At 64.0% G+C, this 23,828-nt stretch carries 21 protein-coding genes; 8 read left to right on the top strand and 13 right to left on the bottom strand.

The genetic code is table 11. The annotated features are described in order from the left end of the window. Positions 1-44 precede the first annotated feature (44 nt). Positions 45-1,295: an ammonium transporter gene (locus PCLY_RS00655; protein WP_061237316.1), complete on the bottom strand. Its 1,251-nt coding sequence runs from the start codon at positions 1,293-1,295 to the stop codon at positions 45-47. Positions 1,296-1,627: 332 nt separating this feature from the next. Then, positions 1,628-1,966 (bottom strand): P-II family nitrogen regulator, encoded by a 339-nt coding sequence (gene glnK, locus PCLY_RS00650; protein WP_003096476.1) that lies wholly within the window; start codon positions 1,964-1,966, stop codon positions 1,628-1,630. Positions 1,967-2,375: 409 nt separating this feature from the next. On the opposite strand from glnK, the gene PCLY_RS00645 reads away from it, so the two are divergent. Continuing rightward, positions 2,376-2,636, top strand: coding sequence for an accessory factor UbiK family protein (locus PCLY_RS00645; RefSeq protein ID WP_037052746.1), 261 nt, complete (start codon positions 2,376-2,378; stop codon positions 2,634-2,636). Between the two features lie 102 nt (positions 2,637-2,738). Then, positions 2,739-4,232, top strand: a complete 1,494-nt coding sequence (locus PCLY_RS00640) for a YifB family Mg chelatase-like AAA ATPase (RefSeq protein WP_061237315.1) — start codon at positions 2,739-2,741, stop codon at positions 4,230-4,232. Between the two features lies 1 nt (position 4,233). On the opposite strand, the gene PCLY_RS00635 is transcribed toward PCLY_RS00640, so the two are convergent. Beyond that, the gene (locus PCLY_RS00635) at positions 4,234-6,210 is read right to left on the bottom strand and encodes a methyl-accepting chemotaxis protein (RefSeq protein WP_061237314.1); all 1,977 of its coding nucleotides are present in this window, start codon (positions 6,208-6,210) and stop codon (positions 4,234-4,236) included. 162 nt (positions 6,211-6,372) lie between these two features. Continuing rightward, positions 6,373-7,287, bottom strand: a complete 915-nt coding sequence (locus tag PCLY_RS00630; RefSeq protein ID WP_061237313.1) for a LysR substrate-binding domain-containing protein — start codon at positions 7,285-7,287, stop codon at positions 6,373-6,375. A 139-nt stretch (positions 7,288-7,426) separates the two neighbouring features. Between PCLY_RS00630 and PCLY_RS00625 the strand changes: the two genes are divergently transcribed. Next, positions 7,427-8,812 (top strand): NorM family multidrug efflux MATE transporter, encoded by a 1,386-nt coding sequence (locus PCLY_RS00625; RefSeq protein WP_061237312.1) that lies wholly within the window; start codon positions 7,427-7,429, stop codon positions 8,810-8,812. Between the two features lie 20 nt (positions 8,813-8,832). Here the strand turns inward: PCLY_RS00625 and PCLY_RS00620 are convergent, their stop codons facing one another. Continuing rightward, positions 8,833-10,512: a putative bifunctional diguanylate cyclase/phosphodiesterase gene (locus tag PCLY_RS00620; RefSeq protein ID WP_156458538.1), complete on the bottom strand. Its 1,680-nt coding sequence runs from the start codon at positions 10,510-10,512 to the stop codon at positions 8,833-8,835. Positions 10,513-10,782: 270 nt separating this feature from the next. Here PCLY_RS00620 and rep point away from each other — a divergent pair, with 270 nt between their 5' ends. The 3 genes from rep (at position 10,783) to PCLY_RS00605 (ending at position 14,118) form a co-directional block, all read left to right on the top strand. Continuing rightward, positions 10,783-12,792, top strand: coding sequence for a DNA helicase Rep (gene rep, locus PCLY_RS00615; RefSeq protein WP_061237310.1), 2,010 nt, complete (start codon positions 10,783-10,785; stop codon positions 12,790-12,792). A 126-nt stretch (positions 12,793-12,918) separates the two neighbouring features. Further along, positions 12,919-13,401, top strand: coding sequence for a UPF0158 family protein (locus tag PCLY_RS00610; protein WP_061237309.1), 483 nt, complete (start codon positions 12,919-12,921; stop codon positions 13,399-13,401). A gap of 144 nt (positions 13,402-13,545) precedes the next feature. After that, a complete protein-coding gene (locus tag PCLY_RS00605; protein WP_061237307.1) occupies positions 13,546-14,118 on the top strand; it encodes a xanthine phosphoribosyltransferase in 573 nt (190 codons plus the stop codon). A 13-nt stretch (positions 14,119-14,131) separates the two neighbouring features. On the opposite strand, the gene PCLY_RS00600 is transcribed toward PCLY_RS00605, so the two are convergent. The 7 genes from PCLY_RS00600 to dadA form a co-directional block, all read right to left on the bottom strand. Next, positions 14,132-16,264, bottom strand: coding sequence for an acetyl-CoA hydrolase/transferase C-terminal domain-containing protein (locus tag PCLY_RS00600; protein WP_061237305.1), 2,133 nt, complete (start codon positions 16,262-16,264; stop codon positions 14,132-14,134). Positions 16,265-16,390: 126 nt separating this feature from the next. Continuing rightward, entirely contained in the window at positions 16,391-16,813 is a 423-nt protein-coding gene (locus PCLY_RS00595; RefSeq protein WP_061237303.1) for a c-type cytochrome, read from the bottom strand. A gap of 137 nt (positions 16,814-16,950) precedes the next feature. Continuing rightward, a complete protein-coding gene (locus PCLY_RS00590) occupies positions 16,951-17,490 on the bottom strand; it encodes a sterol desaturase family protein (RefSeq protein ID WP_061237302.1) in 540 nt (179 codons plus the stop codon). Positions 17,491-17,634: 144 nt separating this feature from the next. After that, on the bottom strand, positions 17,635-18,183 hold the full coding sequence (locus tag PCLY_RS00585) for a cupin domain-containing protein (RefSeq protein ID WP_061237300.1): 549 nt from the start codon (positions 18,181-18,183) through the stop codon (positions 17,635-17,637). Between the two features lie 103 nt (positions 18,184-18,286). After that, complete coding sequence (gene alr, locus PCLY_RS00580; RefSeq protein WP_061237298.1) at positions 18,287-19,360, bottom strand: alanine racemase; 1,074 nt, start codon at positions 19,358-19,360, stop codon at positions 18,287-18,289. Positions 19,361-19,531: 171 nt separating this feature from the next. After that, complete coding sequence (locus PCLY_RS00575) at positions 19,532-19,879, bottom strand: RidA family protein (RefSeq protein WP_013713456.1); 348 nt, start codon at positions 19,877-19,879, stop codon at positions 19,532-19,534. 39 nt (positions 19,880-19,918) lie between these two features. Then, entirely contained in the window at positions 19,919-21,217 is a 1,299-nt protein-coding gene (gene dadA, locus PCLY_RS00570) for a D-amino acid dehydrogenase (protein WP_061237296.1), read from the bottom strand. 156 nt (positions 21,218-21,373) lie between these two features. On the opposite strand from dadA, the gene dadR reads away from it, so the two are divergent. Beyond that, positions 21,374-21,862 (top strand): transcriptional regulator DadR, encoded by a 489-nt coding sequence (dadR, locus tag PCLY_RS00565; protein ID WP_013713454.1) that lies wholly within the window; start codon positions 21,374-21,376, stop codon positions 21,860-21,862. A 16-nt stretch (positions 21,863-21,878) separates the two neighbouring features. On the opposite strand, the gene PCLY_RS00560 is transcribed toward dadR, so the two are convergent. Then, positions 21,879-22,232 carry a YkgJ family cysteine cluster protein gene (locus tag PCLY_RS00560; RefSeq protein WP_061237294.1) on the bottom strand — a complete coding sequence of 118 codons (354 nt, stop codon included), beginning with the start codon at positions 22,230-22,232 and terminating at the stop codon, positions 21,879-21,881. Positions 22,233-22,482: 250 nt separating this feature from the next. On the opposite strand from PCLY_RS00560, the gene PCLY_RS00555 reads away from it, so the two are divergent. After that, the gene (locus PCLY_RS00555) at positions 22,483-23,796 is read left to right on the top strand and encodes an NAD(P)/FAD-dependent oxidoreductase (protein WP_061237292.1); all 1,314 of its coding nucleotides are present in this window, start codon (positions 22,483-22,485) and stop codon (positions 23,794-23,796) included. The last annotated feature ends 32 nt before the right edge of the window (positions 23,797-23,828 follow it).

Raw genomic sequence — 23,828 nt, 5'->3', positions numbered from 1 at the left:
AAACAAAGGGCGCCCGAAGGCGCCCTTTGCGATTTACCGGAGGATCACTTGTTGGTGAATTCCGGGTAGGCCTCCATACCGCACTCGGCGATATCCACACCCTCGTATTCTTCTTCTTCGCTGACGCGCAGACCGATCACCGCCTTGATGATGCTCCAGACGATCAGGCTGGCGACGAATACCCAGGCGAAGATGCTGCCGATACCCAGCAACTGAGCGCCCAGCGAAGCATCGCTGTTGGTCAGGCAGACGGCCAGCAGGCCCCAGATGCCGACCACACCGTGTACGGAGATGGCACCGACCGGATCGTCGAGCTTGAGCTTGTCCAGGCCGAGGATGGAGAACACCACCAGCACGCCACCGACGCCACCGATCAGGGTCGCCTGCAGGGCGCTCGGGGTCAGCGGCTCGGCAGTGATGGCCACCAGGCCAGCCAGGGCACCGTTGAGCGCCATGGTCAGGTCGGCCTTGCCGAACAGGATGCGGGCGACGATCAGCGCGGCGATCAGGCCACCAGCAGCGGCCATGTTGGTGTTGGTGAACACCTGAGCCACGGCGTTGGCGTCTTCGATGGTGCTCATCTTCAACTGCGAGCCACCGTTGAAGCCGAACCAGCCCATCCACAGGATGAAGGTACCGAGGGTCGCCAGCGGCAGGTTGCAGCCCGGAATGGCGTTGACCTGGCCATTGGCACCGTACTTGCCCTTACGAGCGCCCAACAGCAGCACACCGGCCAGAGCGGCAGCAGCGCCGGCCATGTGCACCACGCCGGAACCGGCGAAGTCGAGGAAGCCGGCTTCGTTGAGGAAGCCCGAACCCCATTTCCAGAAGCCCTGTACCGGGTAGATGAAGCCGGTCATGACCACGGCGAAGGCCAGGAAGGCCCACAGCTTCATACGCTCGGCAACGGCACCGGAGACGATCGACATGCAGGTCGCGGCGAACACTACCTGGAAGAAGAAGTCCGAACGAGCCGAGTAGTAGGGCGCATCGTCGCCACCGGCAAGTACCGACTCGACGCTGTTTTCATCACCGATCAGGAAACCCAGGCTCGGGAAGATGCCGCCTTCCGGGCTGGAGTACATGATGTGGTAGCCGATCACCAGATACATGACGCTGGCCACCGCGTAGAGCGCGATGTTCTTGGTCAGGATCTCAGTGGTGTTCTTGGCGCGCACCAGGCCGGACTCGAGCATGGCAAAGCCAGCTGCCATCCACATCACCAGGGCACCACAGATCAGAAAGTAGAAGGTATCGAAGCCGTACTGCAATGCAGTCAATGCTGTGTTATCCATTTTTCACCTCTTGCCGGCGCTTTTGTTGTGCGCTGTTCGGTTAAAACGTCCAGGTTGGCGCCGGACGCGTTCCGCATGCTTTACAGGTCGTTGCTACGCTCGCTCTGGATCACCGGAACCCTGCGCCGTGAGGCGACCAGGTATTCCCATCACTAGGCCGAGCACGAGACCTGAAGAGGGTCTGGCACAGCAGAGCGGCGAGGCATCGCCAGCTCCGGCATTCGCCCCCGAAAACAGCGCTAGGCCAGAATTCGAGGACAAAAGGGCTCCTAGCCCTGCGAAAGTTCGCAGAGTCATGGGTTTACTCCTGGGGCGTGGGGTTCGGAGGCTGTTTAGATCGCGTCGGTATCGGTTTCGCCGGTACGGATACGAATCGCCTGTTCCAGGTTGACTACGAAAATTTTGCCGTCACCGATCTTGCCGGTGTTGGCAGCCTTGGTGATCGCCTCGATAACGCGATCCAGTTGATCGTCAGCGATGGCCACGTCGATCTTCACTTTGGGCAGGAAGTCGACCACGTACTCGGCACCGCGATACAGCTCGGTATGGCCTTTCTGGCGGCCGAAGCCTTTGACCTCGGTGACAGTAATGCCCTGCACGCCGATCTCCGACAGCGACTCGCGCACGTCGTCCAGCTTGAACGGCTTGATGATGGCAGTGACTAGCTTCATGAAACTCTCTCCCGTGTAAGGTGGACTTGCCCCAGGAATTGCGAACCCGGCTCAAGTCTAAGCGCAGTGTCTGGCTTTTGTAATGCACCGACCGCTCCAGCCTGGCGTGGTCGATACCCACCAACCGCTTCCAACGAAACACTCCCCGCTTCGCCTGCCGCACCGAAACTGCGTCGATGCATGCGTCGCAGGGGTATAAGCAGAAAGCTTGCCATCTCGCGCAAAAGCCCGATCCACAAGGCCTTCACACACTTCGAGCTAAAGTGACCAGCCATTCAAGCCAAATGCAACGCACGAATTTGGTGCATCCACGCATCATCGAATGCTCAAAAAGTGTGCAACCCACCCTCGACCGACCTGCCGGCGGCTGCGTGCTACACTGCCGACCGTCTGTTTACGGAACCTGATCATGCTGCCGCCGAAAGCCCTGCTCGATACCCTCAGTAGCCATGCCTCACGTCTTTTCAGTGGCGACAGCCCGCTGCCGCGCGCTGAGCTGGAAGCGCAGTTCAAAGCCCTTCTGCAGAGTGGATTCAGCAAGCTCGAGCTGGTCAGCCGTGAAGAATTCGACAGCCAGATGGTGGTACTGGCCCGCACCCGCGCCCGCCTCGAGGCGCTGGAAGCCAAGGTCGCCGAACTGGAAGCCAAACTGAACCCGCCCGCCGACTGAACCATCGGAACATTGAGAGCGCAGGCAAAGGCGGTTTAACGCCTTGCCCCAATGCAGAGCGTTTTCAATGACCGCCCAGGCGGGCCTGATCAAGGAGTGATCATGTCCCTGGCCATCGTCCACAGCCGCGCCCAGGTCGGTGTCGAAGCGCCGGTGGTTACCGTCGAGGCACACCTGGCCAACGGCCTGCCCTCCCTGACCTTGGTGGGCCTGCCGGAAACCGCAGTCAAGGAAAGCAAGGATCGCGTACGCAGCGCCATCCTCAATGCCGCCTTCGAATTTCCCAGCAAGCGCATCACCTTGAATCTGGCCCCTGCCGATCTGCCCAAGGACGGTGGCCGCTTCGACCTCGCTATCGCCCTCGGCATTCTCGCCGCCAGCGGTCAGGTGCCTGCCCAGGCCCTGGACGAATACGAGTGCCTGGGCGAGTTGGCCCTGTCGGGCGCCGTGCGCCCGGTGCAGGGCGTTCTGCCAGCGGCACTGGCCGCGCGCGCGGCCGGGCGCACCCTGCTGGTGCCACAAGCCAATGCCGAAGAGGCGAGCCTGGCGTCGGGGCTGAAGGTGATTGCCGTGGAGCACCTGTTGCAGATCGCTGCGCACCTCAATGGCAGTGCGCCTCTCGAACCTTATGCTGCCCAGGGCCTGCTCAGGCAGAGCCTGCCCTACCCGGACCTGGCCGAAGTGCAGGGCCAGCTGGCTGCCAAGCGTGCTTTGTTGGTTGCCGCCGCCGGCTCGCACAACCTGTTGCTCAGCGGCCCGCCCGGCACCGGCAAGACACTGCTGGCTAGCCGCCTGCCCGGCCTGCTGCCGCCGCTGGAGGAAGGCGAAGCCCTGCAGGTCGCGGCGATCCATTCGGTGGCCAGCCACACGCCGTTGCAGCACTGGCCACAGAGACCCTTTCGCACCCCGCACCACAGCGCGTCCGGGCCGGCACTGGTGGGTGGCGGCAGTCGCCCACAACCAGGCGAAATCACCCTGGCGCATATGGGGGTGCTGTTTCTCGATGAGTTGCCGGAGTTCGACAGGAAGGTCCTGGAGGTGCTGCGCGAGCCACTGGAGAGCGGTCATATCGTCATCGCCCGGGCACGCGACAAGGTACGATTTCCCGCGTGTTTCCAGCTGGTCGCCGCCATGAACCCCTGCCCATGCGGTTATCTCGGCGACCCGAGCAACCGCTGTCGCTGCACGCCGGAGCAGATCCAGCGTTACCGCGCCAAACTGTCAGGCCCGCTGCTGGACCGCATCGACCTGCACCTGACGGTCGCACGCGAAACCACGGCCCTCAATGCCCCACCACAGGCTGGCGAAAGCACGGCCCTGGCGGCAGCCATGGTTGCGCGCGCACGCCAACGCCAGTTGCAGCGCCAGGGCGTGGCCAACGCCTTTCTCGACCTGCCCGGCTTGCGTCAGCATTGCGCACTGAGCGATGTGGACCGCCAGTGGCTGGAGAGTGCCTGCGAACGCCTGGGACTCTCCCTGCGCGCCGCCCATCGCATCCTCAAGGTCGCGCGCACCCTGGCCGACCTGGCGGACGAACAGCAGATCAGCCGCGCACACCTGGCTGAAGCGCTGCAGTATCGCCCTGCCGCAGGCTGACTCAGCGGAAGCGCTCGACCTCCTGACGCAACTGCGCGGCCAGGCGATCCAGCTCGCGCGCGGTGTCGGCCAGGTTGGCCACCACTTCGCGCTGCTCGCCGTTGGCCTGGGCGATGCTCTGCAGATTGCTGCTGAGCACCGTAGCGGTGCTGCTCTGCTCACTGGTGGCGGTGGTGATGGCGGCGAACTGCTCGCCAGCCGCGTCGCTCTGCTCGCTGATCTGCGCCAGCGCTGAAGCGACCTTGGCGTTGCGCTCGAGACCGTCCTGCATCAGTTGCCGGCCTTGCTCCATGGTGGCGATGGCACTGCTGGTCTCGCTCTGGATGCTGCCGATCATGGTGGAAATCTCGTTGGTCGCCTCGCGGGTACGCCCGGCCAGGCTGCGCACCTCATCGGCGACCACGGCAAAACCGCGCCCCTGCTCGCCGGCGCGTGCCGCCTCGATGGCAGCATTGAGCGCCAGCAGGTTGGTCTGATCGGCAATCGCCGTGATCACGCTGACGATGCCGCCGATCTCCTGGGAACGCTGGCCAAGACCGTTGATGGCCGTGGAGGTCTGCTCCAGCGCCTCGGCGATCTGCACCAGCGCTTCGGAGGCCTGATCCATCGAGGTGCGGCCGATGCGGGTCTGCTGGGCGTTGGCGTTGGCCAGGCGCTCGGTGCTGCGCATGTTGTCGGCGATGTTCTGCGAGGTCGCGCTGAACTCTTCTACCGCGCCAGCCATGCTGCTGATCTCGCCCGACTGCTGATCGATACCCTGGTAGGCATCACGCGACAAGGTGGACATCGCCTGCGAGCGCGCACTGACATCCTGCGCGGCGCTGCGAATACCCGCCACCATGTTCGCCAGGGCCTCGCCCATGTGGTTGAAGCTGCGCGCCAGCTCGCCGATTTCATCGTTGCCGGACTGCGCCATGCGCGCGCCGAGCTCGCCGGCCCCGAGGGCCTGGGCCTGTTGCACCAGATCACCCAGCGGCCGCAGCTTGCGCCGCAGCAGCCAGACCACGGCGATCACCGCCAGCAGCAGGGTCAGCGCGCTGCCGATGGCCAGCTGGGTGCCGACACGCCAGGTGACAGCCTGAATTTCCTCGCGCGGCATGCTCGCCAGCACCGCCCATGGGCCACCGGCAAAGGGCATGGCGACGCTGTAGAACTCGTCGCGACCATCGCTCCAGAAACCGCCCTCGCCAGGGTTGGCGATCAGTTCGGTGAGCGATTCAGGCAGGCTGCTCATGGCGGCGGCACCGGCCGGCGCTACCAGCCACTTGCCCTGCTCGTCGAGCAGCGCCAGCGAGCCGGTACTGCCGATGCGGAAATCGGTCAGGTTGCGCATCTGCAGGTTCTGCGCGTCGGTGTAGTCGAAGCCGACGAACAGCACGGCGATGACCCGCCCGGCGCCATCGCGCACCGGGGTGTACTGGGTCATGTAGAAGCGGTCGAACAAGACCGCGCGGCCGACATAACCCTGGCCCGCCAGCAGTTTCTGATAGGCCGGATGCTGATGGTCGAGCACGGTGCCCAGGGCACGGGCACCGTCCTGCTTGGTCAGCGAGGTGGTGATGCGCACGAACTCCTCGCCGTCGCGCACGAACACCGTGGCGACGCCTGCGGTCATGCGGGTGAAATCGTCGACTTCGCTGAAATCGTTGTTGAGCCGGGTCGCCCCCAGATAGAGCGCCGGGGTCTGCAGGCTGCCAACGGCAACACGCTCGTCATTGCGCACCTGCATGCCGCCACTGAATCGTTGCTCGAACAATCCGGCCAGGCGCTGGGTGCTGTCGCGCAGACTACCGTGGAAGGTTTCCAGTTGATCGGCCAACAGGCGTGCCTCACTGCCCAGATGCTCGGCACGGGTCACCAGGTTGGCGTTGTTCAGCGAGCGCAGCGCAAATACCGTGCTGAGGCTGATCAGCACGACCAACATCAACGCCAGGGCTACGGCCAGCTGCAAAGCAATGCGAGAACGAGGAGGGGTCATGTAGGCCTCTCTGGCCTGGCGCGAGGCGGCAGGCGACAAATGGACAAGGCAAGGTCATCGTACGACCTCATGGAGGGCGCAGGAGGATACCCGACTATTATGCTTGGTCAATCGGCAGATGCCGAATGGCCATCCTTTGTTATCAGAAACCTGTATCGGCAGCTAAAGCACTCTCTCCACTGATGGCAGTTGCATGGCTGCCACCTCCGCCAACAGGTAGTCGCGCAGGCGTTGCAGGCGCGCCTGGGCCCTGTGCCCGCGCGGCCACACCAGATAATAGCTTTCACCACTGTAGACGGCCGTGGGCCAGGGCAGCCCGAGGCGCCCGCTGCTGACGTCCTCCGCGACCATCAACAGATCGCCGATCGATACGCCATAACCTCGCCCCGCTGCGACGATGCCCAGCTCCAGCATGTCGAACAACTGGCCGGTCTTCAGAGGCACCTGTTCAGCCAAGCCGGTGGCCTGCAGCCAGCGTCGCCAGTCACGGCGATCCGGCGTCGGATGCAGTTGCTCCGCCGCCTGCAGCCGCGCCAGCGACCAGGGGCCGGCATCGAGCGCAGCGCACACCGGGATCAGCCACTCCTCGAACAGCAGCACGCTCTCCCACTCATCCGGGAACTGGCCATCGGATAGCAGCACGGCGCAGTCGAAGGGTTCGTGGCGGAAGTCGACCTTGTCCACGTCCATCCAGGCGCTGGTGAGCTGCACCTCGCTGTCCGGATTGGCCAGGCGAAAGTGCGACAGGCGCGCCAGCAGCCAGCGCACGGTCAGGGTCGAGGGGGCCTTGAGGCGCAGTACCTCGTCATCCAGGCGCAAGGCGGCGCTGGCACGCTCCAGCGCATCGAAACCATCGCTCAGCCCTGGCAACAGGGCGCGAGCAGGATCGGTCAGTTGCAGGCTGCGACCACGACGCTCGAACAGGCGGCAGGCGAAGTACGTCTCCAGCGTACGGATGTGCCGGCTCACCGCACTCTGGGTGATCGCCAGCTCTTCGGCGGCACGGGTGAACGAGGCATGACGTGCAGCGGCCTCGAAGGCGCGCAGGGCATAGAGCGGCGGCAGACGACGGGTCACGGCATCAATCCATGAGTTTTAATCATGCCTGGCATGGTTTTTTTCCTTTTGTGGGCATCCGGATCAAGCCAGAGAATAGCGGTCATTGCTCATCCCCCGACAGTCTGGGGATGCTTACCCTGCCGAAGCTTTACTCATCATGAAAAATTCCCTTGGCCACGAGCTGAGTGCGCTGCTGCGCCTGGCCGGCCCGTTGATCTCCGCCCAATTGGCCCACGCGCTGATGATTTTCACCGACACGCTGATGATGGCCATGCTTGGCCCGCAGCAGCTGGCCGGTGGTGCACTCGGGGCGACCTGCTATTTCATCTTCTCGATCTTCTGCACCGGGGTGATCGCCGCAGTGGGCAGCCTGGTCGCCATTCGCCACGGAGCGGGCGACGCCAACGGCGTCACCCGCCTGATCCAGAACGGTTTGTGGCTGGCCCTGCTGCTGGGTGTCGTCAGCGCCCTGTGTCTCAACGGCCTGGGCCCATTGCTGCCACATCTGGGCCAGGAGCCCGACGCAGCCAGCCAGGCCATGGCGTTCCTGCGTCCGCTGTCGCTGGCCCTGCCCGGCTACCTGTGCTTCATGGCGTTGCGCGGCTTCACCAGCGCCATTGGCCATCCTGGCCCGGTCATGGCCATCAGCATCGCCGGCACCGTCGCCAACTTCGTCATCAACTACACCTTGATCAAGGGCTGGTTCGGCCTGCCCAGCCTGGGCCTGAGCGGTATCGGCATGACCACCGCGCTGGTGAGCAGTGCCATGGCACTGGCATTGGCGCTGTACATCCTGCTCTCGCCAACCTACCAGCGCTACAGGCTGCGGCGCGGCATGGGCCGCCCTCAGCGGGCGGAGATGCGCGCCCTGCTGCGCCTGGGTCTGCCCATCGGCGGTACCTACGCCGCCGAGCAAGGGCTGTTCACCTTCGCCACCCTGTGCATGGGCGCACTGGGCAGCGTGCAACTGGCAGCGCATCAGATCGCCATGCAGACGGTGGCGCTGGCGTTCATTGTGCCGCAGGGCTTGTCCTATGCCGTGACCTTCCGCGTCGGCCTGCACTACGGCGCCGACCGCCTGCACCTGTCACGGCTGGCCGGACACCTGGGCATGGCCGTGGGCGCTGTGCTGATGCTGCTGTTCGCCCTGCTGTTCTGGCTAGTGCCGGAATGGATCATCGGCCTGTTCCTCGACCGTCACGACCCGGCCTTCGCCGAAATCGTCACCCTGGCAGTGAGCCTGCTGGCGATCGCCGCCTGGTTCGAGCTGTTCGATGGCCTGCAGAGCATCGCCATGGGCGCGATCCGCGGGCTCAACGACGGCCGCACCACGCTACTGATCGGCCTGACCGGCTACTGGTGCATCGGTGCACCGTTGGCCTGGCTGTTCGCCTTCGCGCTCGGCTGGGGCGCACATGGCGTGTGGTGGGGACTGGCAGCCGGGCTGGCGGTCACGGCCACCGGCCTGGTGCTGGGCTTCCAGTGGAAGACGGCACGCCTGCAACGGCCGGGCGCGCTGACAGGCGAAGCCTGCCTGTCCTGACCCACCGGCCTGGAGTTGCGTCAGGCCGAGGGCGGCGCGCCGCTCAGCAACGGCTGACGCATGCCGAACACCAGAAAGCGCGCCAACTCGGCCAGCGGAACGGCCTTGCTGATCAGGTAGCCCTGCACCTGATCGCAGCCGAACTGACGCAGCATGTCGAGTTGCTCGATATTCTCCACCCCCTCGGCCACCACCTCGAGGTTGAGGTTGTGCGCCAGGTTGATCATTGCCCGCACCAACTGGCGATTCTCGGCGCGCTCACCCATGCCGCCGACGAAGCTCCTGTCGATCTTGAGCAGGGTGATCGGCAGGCTGTTGAGGTGGACGAACGAGGAAAACCCGGTGCCGAAGTCGTCCAGCGAGAAGCGTACGCCGAGCCGCCCGAGCGCCAGCATGGTCTGCTGTACCTGATCGCTGCGGCGCATGACTGCGGTTTCGGTCAATTCGAACTCCAGCCGCTGCGCATCGACCCCACGCTCTTCGATCAGACGGCTGAGGGTCGACAGCAACTGGCTGTCCTGAAACTGGCGGAACGACAGATTGACCGCCATGTGCAGCGGCGGCAGGCCACGCCCGCTCAGCCACTGCATATCGCGCAGGGCACGGGAGATGACCCAGTAACCGAGCGGCACGATCAGCCCGGTTTCCTCGGCCAAGGGTACGAACTCGTTGGGCGCCAGCAGCCCGCGCTCGCTGTGCTGCCAGCGCACCAGCGCCTCCAGGCCGACGATGCGTCCGCTCTTCAGGCACAGGCGCGGCTGGTAATGCAGTTCCAGCTCGTCACGGCGTAACGCCCTGCGCAACTCGCCTTCCAGATCGGCCTGATTGCGCGCGCTGCGGTTGAGCCGCTCGTCGTAGACATGAAATACGCACCCCTGCTGCCGCTTGGCCTGCTGCATGGCGGTATGCGCGTGCCACAGCAGCGGGTCGGCGCCCTCGCCTGCACGGGCATGTGCCAGGCCCAGGCTGCAGCCGATCAGCAGGCTCTCGCCGTCCACCCAGTAGGGCTCGCCCAGTTCCTCGGTAACGCGTTCGGCCAGGCGTTCGACGCGCTGCGGATCGCGCCGTACATCCAGCAGCAGGGCGAATTCGTCGCTGCCCAGCCGCGCGATCTGGTCGCAGGGCTGCAGCAGGTTCTTCAGACGCGCCACCACCTGCAGGATCAGGCGATCACCCGCCTGGTAGCCCAGCGCGTCGTTGGCGTGACGGAAGTTGTCCAGGTCGAGATGCCCCAGCACCAGGCCGCGGCCGTTGCATTCGCCCAGGCGCGCAGCGAGCAGGGTCTGGAAGCCCTGACGGTTGGCGATGCCGGTCAATGGATCCTGTTCGGCCAGGCGCTGCAGGGTATGCCTGAGGTTGCCCTGCTCACGTGCATAACGCAGGCAGCGGCGCAGTACATCGGGATTGAGGCTACTGCGTACCAGCCAGTCACTGACCCCGACCGGCTCTTCGACGGGTTCGTCCTCGAGCAGCAGCACCATCGGCAACGGGCACTGATTACTGGGGGGAAGCCGATCCGGCGTCGCCAGCAGCAGGCCACTGGCGTGGTCGTCGAACAGGCTGCTGGCCGCCTCCCAGGACGGAGCGGTAATCAGCGGGAAGGAGCTCTCTAGGGCGCCCAGCTGCTCGCGCAGCAATTCGGCCCAGTCTGACGAGTCTGCCAGCAGGACCAACCGCATGGGTTCGACGAGCGTGGACAAGCAATCCCCCCAATTACCACAAGAATGATGGCGATCTGCCTCGCCTAAACGCGCCGTAATCGGCGTCTAATCAATCACATCCGGGTGAAAAGTGATGCACATCCTGAGGTATAGCCGTCAAACCGGCAAGTGGTACCAGAGTACTGCATCGTTCCCCACGCTCTGGCACAGCAACATCCAATTCCGTGCGCCAGGCCACAGTTCCGGACGGTCGCGGCAGAACGCATCAGGCCTGTTAAAATGCGCGGCCCTTTTTCTGCGAACAATCCCATGTCCCGACTGAACCCCCGGCAACAAGAGGCCGTGAACTATGTCGGCGGCCCGCTTCTGGTGCTCGCCGGTGCAGGCTCCGGCAAGACCAGCGTGATCACGCGCAAGATCGCCCATCTGGTGCAGAACTGCGGCATCCGTGCCCAGCACATCGTCGCCATGACCTTCACCAACAAGGCTGCGCGCGAGATGAAGGAGCGTGTCGGCACCCTGCTCAAGGGCAGCGAGGCGCGCGGCCTGACCGTGTCGACCTTCCACAACCTGGGCATGAACATCATCCGCAAGGAATACGCGCGCCTGGGCTACAAGCCAGGCTTCTCGATCTTCGACGACGGCGATATCAAGGCGCTGCTCACCGACATCATGCAGAAGGAATACGCCGGCGATGATGGCGCCGACGAGGTGAAGAACCTCATCGACAGCTGGAAGAACGACCTGATCCTGCCGGACGAAGCGTTGGCCAACGCACGCGGGCCCAAGGAGCAGACCGCCGCCATCGTCTACCTGCACTACCAGCGCACGCTCAAGGCGTACAACGCGGTGGACTTCAACGACCTGATCCTGCTGCCGGTCAAACTCTTCCAGGAGCACGCCGACATTCTGGAGAAGTGGCAGAACCGCATCCGCTACCTGCTGGTCGACGAATACCAGGACACCAACGCCAGCCAGTACCTGCTGGTGAAGATGCTGGTGGGCATGCGCAACCAGTTCACCGTGGTCGGCGATGATGACCAGTCGATCTACGCCTGGCGCGGCGCGCGTCCGGAAAACCTGATGCTGCTGAAAGAGGATTACCCGTCGCTGAAGGTGGTGATGCTGGAGCAGAACTACCGCTCCACCAGCCGCATCCTCAAGTGCGCCAACATCCTCATCGCCAACAACCCGCACGTGTTCGAGAAACAGCTGTGGAGCGAGATGGGCATGGGCGACGAGATCCGCGTGATCCGCACCCGCAACGAAGACGCCGAGTGCGAACGGGTGGCGTTGGAGATCCTCACCGAACATCTGCGTACCCAGCGCCCCTACAGCGAGTTCGCCATCCTCTATCGCGGCAACTACCAGGCCAAGCTGATGGAGCTGAAGTTGCAGCACCACCAGATTCCCTATCGCCTGTCCGGCGGCACCAGCTTCTTCGCCCGCCAGGAGGTGAAGGACCTGATGAGCTACTTCCGCCTGCTGGTCAACCCGGATGACGACAACGCCTTCCTGCGCGTGATCAACGTGCCGCGCCGCGAGATCGGCTCGACCACCCTGGAAAAGCTCGGCAACTACGCCAACGAGCGCAAGATCAGCATGTACGCCGCCGCCGGCGAGATCGGTCTCGGCGAGCACCTCGACGCGCGCTTCACCGAGCGCCTGCAACGCTTCACCAAGTGGATGGATCGCGTGCGCCAGGAATGCGCGCAGAACGACCCGATCGCCGCCATTCGCAGCATGGTCATGGACATCGACTACGAAAACTGGCTGCGCCAGAACGCCTCCAGTGACAAGGTCGCCGAGGCGCGCATGGGCAACGTCTGGTTCCTCGTCGAGGCCCTGAAAGGCACCCTGGAGCGCGACGAAGACGGCGACATGACCATCGAGGACGCCATCGGCAAGCTGGTGCTGCGCGACATGCTCGAGCGCCAGCAGGAAGAGGAGGAAGGCGCCGAAGGCGTGCAGATGATGACCATGCACGCCTCAAAGGGCCTGGAGTTTCCGTCGGTGTACATCATCGGCTTCGAGGAGGAGATTCTCCCCCACCGCTCCAGCATCGAGGCCGACACCATCGAGGAGGAGCGCCGCCTGGCCTACGTCGGCATCACCCGCGCCAAGCGCAACCTGGCGCTGACCTTCGCCGCCAAGCGCAAGCAGTATGGTGAAATCATCGACTGCTCACCGAGCCGCTTCCTCGACGAATTGCCGCCCGAAGATCTGGTCTGGGAAGGCCTTGAAGAGGCGCCCGTGGAGGCCAAGGCCGCCCGTGGCAACGACGCGCTGGCCAATATGCGCGCAATGCTCAAGCGCTGAAGCCTGGGGTTTGCTGCCCTGTGGGCTGAGCGGATCGCCGCCCGGCCCACCCCTTCAATGCCTCCGGCACCCTCGTCATATTTGCCAGTCAGAAGAAGATATCGTTCGGACACAGGGACTGAAACCATGCGCACATTCACGCTCGACCTCGACGCCCTGACTCAGTTGATCAACAGCCGCGAGCCACAAGAGAACTGGCTGGATCTGGAAAGCGGCAGTGTCCTGACCCTGTCGGCGGACGACCCGCACAGCGAGGAGCACCAGTTGGTCGAGCTGGAGCCTGAGCGCTATATCCAGATCCCCAATCTCGATGTTCCCCAGCGCGTGGCCTTGCGTGAGTCTTTCCTGTTCACCCTCGACGATGTGCATGCGCACCCGCTGCTCAGCGCCGCGCTGACCGGGCGCAGGCCGCTGCGTGCGTTCGACTACGAGATCGAGTCCTTGCCGGCAATTCGTGAACAGTGGCAGGCCTATGCGCTCAAGCAGCTGCGCGAATACACGCTCAACTGGCTGTACGAACTGGGCCTGGAGCCGGCGCCGGACAAGCTGCCGCTCGACACACGGGGCATTCCCAAAGACATCCTGCGGCGCCTGACCAAGAGCGCTTAGACACATGCCGGCGTGGCCAGACCAGACAACCTGTCTGACCGGTCAGACAGCTGCAATCGTCGGCCCGCCTCAGGTATCACTACACAATGCAGGGCATTTTGAGCGAAAATCGGCAGCTTTTCTGCTCAACCCAGAGGATCGGCCGTGGAGTCGTTGAAACAAAAGATACGCAGCGAAGGCATCGTGCTGTCCGAGCATGTACTCAAGGTGGATGCCTTTCTCAACCACCAGATCGATCCCCGCCTGATGCAGGAGATCGGCCACGAGTTCGCCCAGCGTTTCGCCGGCCAGGGCATCACCAAGATCGTCACCATCGAGGCCTCGGGCATTGCCCCGGCGGTGATGGCCGGCCTCGAACTGGGCATCCCGGTGATCTTCGCGCGCAAGTTCCAGTCGCTGACGCTCAAGGACGACCTGCTGATCTCCAAGGTTTTCTCCTTCACCAAGCAGACCGAAAGCACCATCGCCATCTCTGCCCGCCACCTGAGCGCAGCGGACCGTGTACTGGTGATCGACGACTTCCTCGCCAACGGCCATGCCGCCAAAGCGCTGATCGACCTGATCCAGCAGGCCGGCGCCGAAATCGCCGGTATCGGCATCGTCATCGAGAAGTCCTTTCAGGACGGCCGCAACCTGCTGCAGAGCGAAGGCTACCGCGTCGAGTCACTGGCCCGTGTCGCGGCGCTGGAGAACGGTCAGGTACGCTTCCTCGATTGAGCGCTGCCGCGCCCTAGGACGAGGTGCTGGCCTGCAGACCAGCCAGCAGCAGGCGCTGGTACAGGGCCTCACGCGCACCGTCCGGCGCTTCCAGACTCATGCGCCGCAAGTGTTCGGGATAGGCTGCCGGCTCCGGCGCATCGAGCGCGGCCTTGCCCAGCTCCAGCACCTCGCTCAGGCGCAGCTTGCTCTTGAGCCAGCTCAACGCCCGCAGCAGGTCCTGCTCCACCGCACTGAAATCGCTGCCCAGCGGGTATTCGCCGAACAGCGATGAATGCTCCGCGCGCAGCGCTTGCAGCCGCTCGGGCAAGTTGTTGCCGAAGCGCTCGTCGAGTCGAAAGTCCATGGGCAGCTTGCCGGCCTGCTGCGCCTGCTCGATCAGCTCGCCCTGGAAACGTGAATCGCTGATCTTGAGCAGCGCCTCGATCACCTGGGCGTCGGTCTTGCCGCGCAGATCGGCAATGCCGTACTCGGTAACCACGATGTCACGCAGGTGCCGAGGGATGGTGACATGGCCATACTCCCAGACGATGTTCGAGTTCACCTCGCCAGCCGACTCGCGCCAGCTGCGCAGCAGCAGGATCGAGCGCGCATCCTCCAGCGCATGGGCCTGAGCGACGAAGTTGTATTGCCCGCCGACGCCACTGAGCACGCGGCCGTCTTCCAACTGGTCAGCCACACCTGCACCGAGCAGGGTCATGGTGAACACTGTGTTGATAAAGCGCGCATCGCGGCGCTGCAGGCGCTTGAGTTCTTCCTGACCGTACAGCTCGTTGATGTAGCGAATGCCGGTCATGGCGAAGCGCTGACGCTGGGCCTCGTCCAGTTCACGCAGGCGCTGGTAGAAGCTTTGCGGGCCAAGAAAGAAGCCACCGTGCAGCACCACGCCACCCTCGGCAGCGCCCAGATGGTCGCTCAGGCGCGCCTGCGTTCGCGGATCGCGCAGATCAGCCGCGACTCGGCTACCGTCGGGCAGGTGCAACTCACCCGCCTGCAGTCGCAGATCGCCGCGTAGCAGACCGCTGTCGCACAGCCAGGCCAGGTTACTCGGCTGCAGCTGCGCGGCCAGCCCGGCATCCAGCAGGGCCTGCACGCTATGTGGCCGGCCCTGCTCATCCAGCGCCCCGCTAAAGGCCAGGCGCTGCAGAAGCAGATCCGGGTAGACCCGGCGGCGCACCAGGCCGGCCTCGGCCAGCACCAGCAGGCCGTTGACGAACATTTCGCTGCAGCCATACAGCCCCCGTTCAAGGGGCGCCAGGCCGCCATTGGCGGCAATTTCCCCAGACCACTCCTCCGCACACAGCGCCTGCACAAGTGCACGGTAGCGACCATTGTCGTCCTGCCTGGCCAGCAGGGCCGAGGCCAATGCATCGCCCATCGCGCCGATGCCGATCTGCAGGGTGCCGCCGTCACGCACCAGGCTGCTGGCGAGCAGGCCGATGCAGTGATCCTGCAGGGTCACCGGCAGGTTCGGCGTGGAGAACAGCCTGCTGCTCTCGTCCTCGACGATATGAATATCGAAGGTGTCGCGCGGCACACTGGCGTCTCCAGCCATGTACGGCAGGTCGCTGTGCACCTGGGCGACGCTGAGCACGGTTTCACCGGCTGCACGACGGCGCTCCAGCAGCGGCAGCAGGTCGAGGGTGACGTCGGGGTTGCAGCTCAGGCTGAAATGTTCGGGTTGCGCAGCGTCGACGGCGACCAGCTGGGCGACCAGATTCAGCCCCTTGGCATTGAGGTCACGCGCGACGTGGCTGTAGTTGCTGCTGATGTAGTCCTGCTGCGCCGGCTCGCACTCGAGCAGGCTACCCGGCTGAAAGAAGAACTGTTCGACGCGCACGTTAGCCGGCAGCTTGTCTGCGTGCAGATCAGCGAGAAAATCCAGCTCGGGGTAATCCGCGTAGACCCGCTCGACGAAAGGCTCGAGAAAGCGCTGCTGCAAGTCCTGGTCGGCGCGTGGACGTGCCAGGCACAGCGCGGTGTAGATGGTCATCTGGCGCTCGGGCGTTTCCCGCACTCGGGCATAGAGCGCGTTGACCCATCGATTGGGCTTGCCCAGGCCCAGTGGCAGGCCCAGATGAATCGGCCCGTCGATTTCGCTCAATACGCGGTCGACGGCTTGTTCGAGGGTACAGGCGTGCGGCATCTGGCGCTCCTCGCGGCATCCATGGCGAATGCTGCTTGGACTGTATAGCCGCCGGCATGGTTGCATGCCTCTGGCGAAAACGAAAAAACCGCCCGGAGGGCGGTTTTTTCAGGGAAGAGGCGAGTCTTACAGACCGGACATCTTCTTGATCGCTTCACGCAGTTCGTCTTCCGAGCAATCCGCGCAGGTGCCTTTCGGCGGCATGGCGTTGATGCCGGAGATGGCCTTGGCCAGGATGCCGTCGAGGCCGCCCTGGTGGTCGGCACGATCTTTCCAGGCAGCGGTGTCACCGATCTTCGGTGCGCCCAGCACGCCAGAGCCATGACAGGCGTTGCAGTGCTTGGCGATGATGTCATCAGCGCTACGTGCACCACCACTGGCGGCTGCAGCGACGGTTTCCACGCCCTTGCACTCTTCGCCCATGATGCACACTTCACCGACCGGCTTGAGGCGCTCGGCGATGGCTTCATCGGTCGTGGCCTGAGCAGTCACTGCCCACAGGGCCAATACGGCAGCCGGTACTGCCAGCATTTTCTTCATCAGATTCACGGTACACCCTCTTCGTGGCTAGTCACGCCCGCGGCCACGGTTCGCGAGCGGGCGACAGTATAACGGCAAGCGGGCCTGGCCGAAACAACCCAGATTGTCGCAGGGTTATTTGCGCCAACGATAACAGCGTAGCCCGCTCAGCTCTTCACGCCTTCCGTGAGCGCGTCGTTTCGCACCCGCACGTAGGTCCCGAAAACATGATCCCAGAGCGGAGAGGAAACGCCGAAATTCTTTTCCACACCGCGCTGATGGTGCAGATCATGGTTGCTCACCAAACCGGGCATGAGCCGGTAGAGAGGGTGCTGGGGGCGATGCATGACGTAATGCAGCGAGATGTAGGCCAGATAGCCAAGCATGACCCCCGCGATCAGGGAAGTCAGGTTCAGTACCTGGAACAGGACGAGCAGCACGATGAAGGTCGCCGTGGTCTTCCAGCTGGATATGCCGATCAGGGCCAGGACGTCGAGGTGATGCGTCCAATGCTCACGCCGGTACAGCGCGTGGAACAGAAAACGATGCATGGCATATTCGACGAAACTCCAGATCAGCACCCCGGCCGCGATCTGCCAGAGCAACACCGGCCCCAACAGCAAAGCACCCACGAACAGCAGCGGGACGGTGAAGAAATCCAGGTAATAGGCGAACGACGACATCAACCACTTGTTGCTGGCTGCCATGCTGCAGGCTCCTTGCCATGCCGGACGAAACCGGGCTAATCCATTGAGAAAGCGCGCCAGTCTAGCGCCCTGACAGCAGGCTGACGCTCGACGAGTTGGCGAATCGGCGAAAGCCCCCACCGCCAGGGAAGGGGCTTGCAGTGCTTAAAAGTTCGCCGGAGTGGTGGCGCTGATCAGCCGCGCCGGCACATCGAACGGGTTGCGGAAGCGATGCGGCTTGCTGCTTTCGAAATAGTAGCTGTCGCCCGGTTCGAGGACGAACACCTCGTTGCCGACGGTCAGCTCCAGCTTGCCTTCGACCAGCATGCCGGCTTCCTCGCCCTCGTGGGCATACATTTCGTCGCCGGTGTCGCTACCCGCCGGGTAGGTCTCATCGAGGAAGGAGATGGCGCGGCTCGGGTGAGCTTTGCCGATCAGCTTCATGGTGATGGCGCCACTGCAGATATCGGTCAGCTCGGAGGCCCGATAGACCACCTGAATCTGGTTTTCCTGCTCCATGTCGAGCGAGAAGAATTCCACCAGCGACATGGGAATACCGCCGAGCACCTTTTTCAGCGAACTGATCGAGGGGCTCACGCTGTTTTTCTCGATCATGGAAATGGTGCTGTTGGTGACCCCCGCACGTTTGGCGAGTTCACGCTGGGATAGACCTTTGAGCTTACGAATCGATTGCAGTCGAACGCCGACGTCCAATGCTGGAATCCCCCTTGGGACATGAGACGGAAAAGTGTCCGTATCATGGCATAGCGTTCGGAATTTACAACACTTGCGTTCACCCTTCACCTACACGGCAAGCTCAGCCCCCGAAATAGAGCAGCGGCACTCGCCGCAGGTTGCAGAAAATCTGATAGGGAATGCTGCCGGCCGCCATGGCCACTTCGCTGGCCAGCACCCGCTTGCCCCACAATTCGACATGGCTGCCGAGGCCGGCGTGCGGCAGATCGGTCAGATCGACGGTGAGCATGTCCATCGATACCCGGCCGATCAGACGGGTCAACTGGCCGTCGACCAGCACCGGGGTGCCGGTCGGCGCGTGGCGCGGATAACCGTCGGCATAGCCCATGGCAACCACACCGACACGGGTCGGCCGCTCGGACACGAAACGCGCCCCGTAGCCCACCGGCTCACCGGCCGGCAGTTCACGCACGCTGATGACCTTCGATTCCAGAGTCATTACCGGCTGCAGACGCGCGGCCTGCTCCTGAGCCTGCTCGAACGGCGTGGCACCGTACAACATGATGCCAGGGCGCACCCAGTCGCTTGGCACCTGCGGCCAGCCGAGCACGGCCGGCGAATTGCGCAAGCTGACCTCGGCGCTCAGACCTTCGCGCGCCTGCTGGAACAGCGCCAGTTGCTCGGCCGTCCGTTCACATTCGGGCTCGTCGGCACGGGCGAAGTGGCTCATCAACACGATCTTGCTGACCTTGCCGCTGGCCAGCAGGCGCCGATAGGCGCCCTGGTAGTCGGCCGGATGCAGGCCGACGCGATGCATGCCGCTGTCGAGCTTGAGCCAGAGGGTCAGCGGCTTGCTCAGCCGGGCCTGCTCGACGGCTTCGATCTGCCACTGCGCATGAATCACGCACCACAGGTCATGCTGGTCGATCAGCGTCAGCTCGTCGGCCTCGAAGAAACCTTCGAGCAGCAGGATCGGTGCGCGAATCCCCGCCTCGCGCAACGCCAGCGCCTCTTCGATGCAGGCCACGGCAAAACCGTCGGCCTCGGCTTCGAGTGCCTGCGCACAGCGCACCGCGCCATGCCCGTAGGCATCGGCCTTGACCACGGCGAGGGCGCGAGCGCCGCTCATTTCGCGGGCCAGGCGGTAGTTATGACGCAGGGCATCGAGGTCAATCAGGGCACGGGCAGGACGCATGGTTCGCTATTTCTCAATCGTTCATTTTTGGGTAGCCCGGATGTAATCCGGGGCCATTCCGGCAGAGGCTCGCGGATTGCATCCGGGCTACATGCAGGTACGTCGTCACTCAAAAAAAACCCGGCGGGGGAGCCGGGTGAAAAGCCAACACAAATAGAGGCGATGGCCGCCTCAGACGGCAGCCACCACACACATTTCCACCAGCACTTCGGGCTTGTACATCTTCGCCTCGACGCAGGCACGGGCCGGCGCATGACCGTCGGCAACCCAGGCGTCGTACTCGGCGTTGAGGCCGTCATAGTCGGCCATGTCCTTGAGGAAGATGGTCAGCGAGAGGATCTTGCTCTTGTCGCTGCCACCTTCGGCCAGCATCTTGTCGATGTTGGCCAGGGTCTGGCGGGTCTGCTCGCGAATGTCGCCGTCGAAGTCATCGGCCAGTTGGCCGGCGAGGTAGATGGTGCCGTTGTGGATCACCACTTCGCTGTAGCGTTTGGCCACATGCAGGCGCTGGATCGACATAAGGGTAAAGCTCCTTGGATTGCGAAAGCGCGAAGGCTATCAGGTGCGCAGCGGCTGCGGTGCGCCCTGCACTTCACGCGCCGTGCGCGAATAACGCGAGATATCCAGGCCGTCGGCGCTGATCTGCGGGCGCTTGTTGGCCATCAGGTCGGCAAGCAGGCGACCGGAGCCGCAGGCCATGGTCCAGCCCAGGGTGCCGTGACCGGTATTGAGGAACAGGTTGCGGTACGCGGTGGCGCCGACGATCGGCGTGCCATCGGGCGTGGCCGGACGCAGACCGGTCCAGAAATCGGCGCGCTGCAGGTCGCCGCCCTCCGGGTAGAGGTCGGCGGTGATCATCTCCAGGGTCTCGCGACGACGCGGGTTGAGCGACAGGTCGAAACCGGCGATCTCGGCCATGCCACCGACACGGATGCGGCCATCGAAACGGGTGATGGCAACCTTGTAGGTCTCGTCGAGAATGGTGGAGTTCGGCGCCATCTCGGCGTTGACGATCGGCACGGTCAGCGAATAGCCCTTGAGCGGATAGACCGGAGCGCGCACGCCCAGCGGCTTGAGCAGTTGCGGGCTGTAGCTGCCGAGAGCCAGCACGTAGCGGTCGGCGGTTTCCAGCTTGCCATCGATCCACACGCCATTGATACGGTCGCCCACGGCGTCCAGACGTTGGATGTTCTGGCCGAAACGGAATTCGACGCCCAGCGCCTTGGCCATGTCCGCCAGCTTGGTGGTGAACATCTGGCAGTCGCCAGTCTGGTCGTTGGGCAGACGCAGGGCGCCGGCCAGCTTGTGTTTGACGCCAGCCAGGGCCGGTTCGACGCGGGCGATGCCGTCGCGGTCGAGCAGCTCGAACGGCACGCCGGAGGCTTCCAGCACGGCGATGTCCTTGGCGGCGGCATCGACCTGGGCCTGGGTGCGGAACAACTGGGTGGTGCCGAGCTGGCGGCCTTCATAGGCGATGCCGGTCTCGGCACGCAGCTCGTCGAGGCAGTCGCGGCTGTACTCGGACAGGCGCACCATGCGCTCTTTGTTGATCGCATAGCGGCTGGCGGTGCAGTTGCGCAGCATCTGCGCCATCCACAGGTACTGGTCGACGTCACCGGTGGCCTTGATCGCCAGCGGGGCGTGTTTCTGCAGCAACCACTTGATGGCCTTCAGCGGCACGCCCGGAGCGGCCCAGGGCGAGGCATAGCCGGGAGACACCTGGCCGGCGTTGGCGAAGCTGGTTTCCAACGCCGGGCCGTTCTGACGGTCGACCACCACCACCTCGAAACCCTGACGGGCGAGGTAGTAAGCACTGGCGGTACCAATTACACCGCTGCCGAGAACCAGAACACGCATGTTTTTCTCCCCGCCGCGCCCAAGGCACGTGCGTTACAGGCCATTGTTGTCGATGGGCGCAGTATAGGAAGAGCCGTGCAGTGCTTTTCACCATATACACGGCTATATTTGGCGAGAATTCTTGGCAAAAAGCCGTTTTACAGAGGCGGATTCACCATGAGAACCCAGCATCAAAGCCGTCGTGAACTGGACAAGATCGACCGCAACATCCTCCGCATCCTGCAGGAGGACGGGCGCATCAGCTTCACCGAGCTGGGCGAGCGCGTAGGGCTGTCGACCACGCCTTGCACCGAGCGCGTACGCCGCCTGGAGCGCGAGGGCATCATCATGGGCTACCACGCCCGCCTCAACCCGCAGCACCTCAAGGCCAACCTGCTGGTGTTCGTCGAAATCAGCCTGGACTACAAGTCCGGCGACACCTTCGAGGAATTCCGCCGCGCCGTGCTCAAGCTGCCGCACGTGCTGGAATGCCACCTCGTGTCCGGCGACTTCGACTACCTGGTGAAGGCGCGCATCAACGAGATGGCCAGCTACCGCAAGCTGCTCGGCGACATCCTGCTCAAGCTGCCGCACGTGCGCGAATCGAAGAGCTATATCGTCATGGAAGAGGTGAAGGAGAGCCTGGCGCTGCCGGTGCCGGAGTGAGCGCTAGGCGGGGCGTTTACACCAGCCGCTGGCGCGTGCTGGCGATCAGGCGGTGCACCTGACGCTCCACTGCCGGCTCGATGGGCTGCTCAGGTCCACGGCCATGCGGGCAGGGCAGCTTTGGCGTAGTGCCGAACAGGCGGCAGATCAGCGGACGCTGGTCATAGACCTCGCAGCCATTGGGCCCCAGGTGTACGCAGTTGTACTCGGCGAGCGCCGCATCATGTTCGGCATCGCTCTTGACCGGCAGGCGCGCCAGCTCCTCGGACGACGCCGTAACCGGCCCGCAGCAGTCGTGACAGCCAGGTATGCAGTCGAAGCGCGGAATCTGCCGGCGCAGGTAGTCGATCTTGCGGTCGGTGCAACTCATCGGTGTCGTCCTGAGGCGAAGGCGGCAGTTTACTGCGCCACGCAGGCCCGAATGCAATGCGATCTGTCTGGTCGCGGCTAAAGCTCCTCCCACAATGCCGTGGCGCTGCATGTGGGAGGTGTTTCAGCGCCGGCAGGCCACATGCACAAGCAGTCGCAGCAGGCTTTTTTCTCCTTGTCTCTTGGCGTCGGACGGATCACGCGCTTATCCTGCGTTGAATTTTCCACACAACGAAATCAGGATTTCGCACATGAACGCCCGCGTTCAACAGCCCGTCCACAGCCCGCAGCATGCCGCCTCCTACTACGCCGCCAGCGTCAACCGCCAGCAGGCCTACCCACCCCTGGGTGGTGAGCTGCAGGTGGACGTGTGCATCGTCGGTGGCGGTTTCAGCGGCCTGAACACGGCCATCGAGCTGGCCCAGAAAGGCCTGTCGGTGGCGCTGCTGGAAGCACGCCAGATCGGCTGGGGCGCCAGCGGCCGCAACGGTGGGCAACTGATTCGCGGCGTCGGCCATGATGTCGAGCAGTTCGAATCGGTGGTGGGCAAGGACGGCGTGCGCCAGTTCAAGCTGATGGGCCTGGAGGCAGTGGAGATCGTGCGCGAGCGCGTCGAGCGCTTTCAGATCGACTGCGACCTGACCTGGGGCTACTGCGACCTGGCCAACAAGCCGGCGCATCTGGAGGGCTTCGCCGAAGACAAGGCCGAGCTGGAGAGCCTCGGCTATCGTCACGAGCTGCGCATGCTGCCGAAGGAGCGCATTCATGAGGTGGTCGGCTCAGACAACTATCACGGCGCCATGATCGACATGGGCTCGGGCCACCTGCACCCACTCAACCTGGCGCTCGGTGAAGCCGCCGCCGCCCAGTCGCTGGGCGTACAGCTGTTCGAAGAGTCAGCGGTGACCCGCATCGACTACGGCAGCGAGGTGCGCGTGCACACCGCCAATGGCCAGGTGCGCGCCAAGTACCTGGTGCTGGCCTGCAACGCCTATATCAGTGGCCTCAACCCGACCCTCAGCGGCAAGGTGCTCCCGGCCGGCAGCTACGTCATCGCTACCGAACAGCTCTCCGAAGCGCAGGCGCGCCAACTGATCCCGCAGAACATGGCGCTGTGCGACCAGCGCGTGACGGTGGACTACTACCGCCTCTCCGCCGACCGGCGCCTGCTGTTCGGCGGCGCCTGCCACTATTCCGGGCGTGATCCGGCCGATATCGCCGGCTACATGAGACCGAAGATGCTCAAGGTCTTCCCGCAGCTGGCCGACGTGCGCATCGACTACCAGTGGGGCGGCATGATCGGCATCGGCGCCAACCGCCTGCCGCAGATCGGCCGACTCAAGGAGCAGCCCAACGTGTTCCACGCCCAGGCGTATGCCGGCCACGGCGTCAACGCCACGCACCTGGCCGGCAAGCTGCTCGCCGAGGCCATCGCCGGCCAGGAAAGCAGCGGTTTCGAGCTGTTCGCTCAGGTGCCGCACATGACCTTCCCTGGCGGCAAGCACCTGCGCTCGCCACTGCTGGCGCTGGGCATGGCCTGGCACCGGCTGAAAGAGCTGCTGTAGGGATTCGCGGCTGAAGCCGCTCCTACGCAGGC

The sequence above is a fragment of the Ectopseudomonas composti genome (assembly GCF_001567565.1).
Classification (GTDB): Bacteria; Pseudomonadota; Gammaproteobacteria; order Pseudomonadales; family Pseudomonadaceae; genus Aquipseudomonas; species Aquipseudomonas composti_A.
Note: the sequence above shows the minus strand (reverse complement) of the source record. Positions and strands in the feature narration are given on the sequence as shown.